Raw genomic sequence first — 2,800 nt, 5'->3', positions numbered from 1 at the left:
GGCTCAATCACCAAACCATCTTTAAGTTGCGCCATTTTCATCACGCCATTGTCCATGCTCATTTCATGCACTTCAACCGCTTTGGCCACATCAGAAGAGGCGCCGACCAATCGATCCGCCATATGGCCCTTGTTGGTCAAGGTCATAAATGCACCGCCTGCTGGCGCGCCGTTTGGCGTTGCCCGGGTCCAGGCCTTTTCAATGCTCACATCACCGGCCATCAACATCTGGCCCATAGTCGCCATTGTATCGGACTTTGGCGCTGGCATTGCGTGGCCAGCGTGCGCATTTGGATTTGCCACAATGTTCAAAGCAGGCGCCGGATGCTTTGGACGATCTTGGCCCATAACGGGGATTTCATTCCATTCAACTTTGCCCTCAGTGCCGCACAATTGTGTGGTTTTGAAATAAAGCGTGTCACCAGCGGCAACGTTGCCGATGCGGCCAAACACCACAAATTCGTCATAGGCCCAGTTTTCAACCACGCCCCCTGACCAAATGACTTTGCGCACGCCTTCAGTTGATTCTTTGCCATGCAAAGTGATCGGTTGCTCGTAAGCGCCTTTTTCCACTTTCATCTCAAACCCGTGATGGGCCATTGGCTTTGCGCCGTAAAAGCCGTGCGGCAATTCAATAATGACGTCATTTGTTGCCTGGCCATCGCAGCCGTGTGGCACCCGCATTACCGCTTTGAAGTAATTGTCAGCTTGCGCTGTTTTCACCTCAAGGGAGGCATGTGCAAACGCAGCACCAGCGCTCAATGTGGCAGCAAAAGTGGCCGCGCCCAACGCAGCTTTCAAGATTGATTTAGACATTTTGAATTCCTGTAATTTCGTAATTCGCGCAGCATCGTGGGCTGTCGCTTCGGGTCATGCTGTTTAATTTTGGAGTGCCTACGAGCTTACAGGAGGGGCTCTTGGCGCATGTGGCGAAAGCTGCAAACCGCGTCGCGCAACAAACAACTGGGGCAGGACCAAAGGAGAAGCGTCCAAATCCGGCTGGTCAAATTGCGGTGCGATTGGCGCTTGGGCCAAATCCGCAGCGGCTGATTGAGCGACGAGACACAAGGTCTCGCCTTCAAGAACAGTTTCAGAACGATCTGATGGATCAACAGCGATCAAGCCATGCGCTGTACAGAGCACCAAACGGTCTTCGCCAGACCATTCGGACAGCGCACCAGCATAGCTGGGCAACATGGCTTGAAACAAAAGGAATATGGCAAGCGTCAACGCACGTTCAGCACGCGACAATCGCAACATCCCTTTCATTTGCTTGAGCCAATTGCCCATCATCAAAATCGTTCCTTTGTCTTAATGCAGTAAGGCTTAGTCTTCAGCAGAGAGTTGGGCCATCACCTCTTCAGACATTTCAAAGTTGGCGTACACATTTTGCACGTCATCATCATCTTCCAATGTTTCGATGAGCTTCATCAGGGTCGCACCCTTTTCAGCATCCACCGGCACATTGTTTTGCGGTTTCCAAATCGGATTGACAGATTTTGGCTCGCCAAGTGCTTTTTCAAGCGCTGTAGAAACTTCATTCATATCTTCAAACGCGCAAATGATCGTGTGACCATTTTCGTCAGACTGACAGTCTTCAGCACCCGCTTCAATCGCGGCATCCATCAACGTGTCTGCGTCGCCTGCTTCAGCGTCATAAGTGATTTCGCCAACACGATCGAACATAAAGCCAACCGAGCCCGTTTCACCCAACGCGCCGCCATTTTTTGAGAATGTGGAACGTACAGTAGATGCGGTCCGGTTTCTATTGTCGGTCAAAGCCTCAACGATAACCGCAACACCGCCCGGGCCATAGCCCTCGTAGCGGATTTCATCATAAGACTCAGCGTCACCACCGACAGCTTTTTTAATCGCGCGCTCAATATTGTCCTTGGGCATAGATTGCGATTTGGCGTTTTGAATCGCCAAGCGCAAGCGCGGGTTCATATCCGGATCAGGCAAGCCACTTTTCGCGGCAACCGTGATTTCCTTTGAGAATTTAGAGAACATCTTAGAGCGCAGTTTATCCTGACGCCCCTTGCGGTGCATAATATTTGAAAATTGTGAATGGCCGGCCATGTCTTCGGTCATCCCCCTAATTGGTTGAACTGATTTCGCATCTTATATGGCGTCGCCAGCACAAAATAAAGCCTCTCGACGCTGTTTCTAACCATGGTTCCCGCAACAAACTTTGCGCTAGGTCAAGTTGGCTTTCAAATTTGGAATGTTTGAGTGTGATCAAAGCCAAATAAGCCTCAATCTGCAAAACCTTCAACACCGATCATCGTCATGTCACTTAAGGGCAAGCGCACCGCCCTTGCTTTTTGATAATCATCGGAGGCGTAGAAATCATCAAAGTTTTGTTTTGACGGGAACTTGAGCATCACCAACCGGCGCGGCTGCAAGTGCGTACCTTCAACCACATTGAACGCCCCACCGCGCACCAGGTATTCACCGCCAAATTTCTCAACTGCAGGACGGGCCAGCGCCATATATTCTTTATATTCCTCTGGCTTGTCGATTTGCACATCCACAATCACATAATAATCAGTCATCAATTTCCTCATTGCTTTTTTCCCTGAAAACATGTGCACAGCATTGCCCATTTGTCACCTCCAATGGGGCAAGAAACACCAATGCCCCCGCACGAAATTTTCGGCAAGGTTCAATGTGAAAAATGCAGACACGCGAGGCGATTAAGGTCTCGTGTTATTTGGTAGTAAGAATGAGACGTTAAACGCCTCGCGTGAAATGGCTTTTGCCTTAAAACTGAAATACCCCGAGGTGCTAAACCCTTCTAT

Annotated in this window: 4 protein-coding genes; all 4 read right to left on the bottom strand. The window is 50.0% G+C overall.

What is annotated here, in order from left to right; translation table 11 throughout:
• The coding region (locus tag Q0231_RS15510; RefSeq protein WP_299348959.1) for a DUF1775 domain-containing protein at positions 1 to 815 on the bottom strand (815 nt) is incomplete at its 3' end.
• Positions 816 to 893: 78 nt separating this feature from the next.
• On the bottom strand, positions 894 to 1,292 hold the full coding sequence (locus Q0231_RS15505) for a hypothetical protein (protein WP_299348957.1): 399 nt from the start codon (positions 1,290 to 1,292) through the stop codon (positions 894 to 896).
• 33 nt (positions 1,293 to 1,325) lie between these two features.
• On the bottom strand, positions 1,326 to 2,078 hold the full coding sequence (locus Q0231_RS15500; RefSeq protein ID WP_269394844.1) for a YebC/PmpR family DNA-binding transcriptional regulator: 753 nt from the start codon (positions 2,076 to 2,078) through the stop codon (positions 1,326 to 1,328).
• A 176-nt stretch (positions 2,079 to 2,254) separates the two neighbouring features.
• Positions 2,255 to 2,566 (bottom strand): DUF1330 domain-containing protein, encoded by a 312-nt coding sequence (locus Q0231_RS15495; protein ID WP_299348955.1) that lies wholly within the window; start codon positions 2,564 to 2,566, stop codon positions 2,255 to 2,257.
• Positions 2,567 to 2,800 lie beyond the last annotated feature (234 nt).

The organism is uncultured Maritalea sp., from assembly GCF_937139385.1.
GTDB lineage: Bacteria > Pseudomonadota > Alphaproteobacteria > Rhizobiales > Devosiaceae > Maritalea > Maritalea porphyrae_A.
This window is presented reverse-complemented; position numbering and strand designations above follow the sequence as displayed.

Bases quoted from the DNA above. Each gene is read 5' to 3' on its own strand.
- Q0231_RS15505 (WP_299348957.1), bottom strand. From the start codon at position 1,292: ATGATGGGCAATTGGCTCAAGCAAATGAAAGGGATGTTGCGATTGTCG.
- Q0231_RS15500 (WP_269394844.1), bottom strand. From the start codon at position 2,078: ATGGCCGGCCATTCACAATTTTCAAATATTATGCACCGCAAGGGGCGT.
- Q0231_RS15495 (WP_299348955.1), bottom strand. From the start codon at position 2,566: ATGAGGAAATTGATGACTGATTATTATGTGATTGTGGATGTGCAAATC.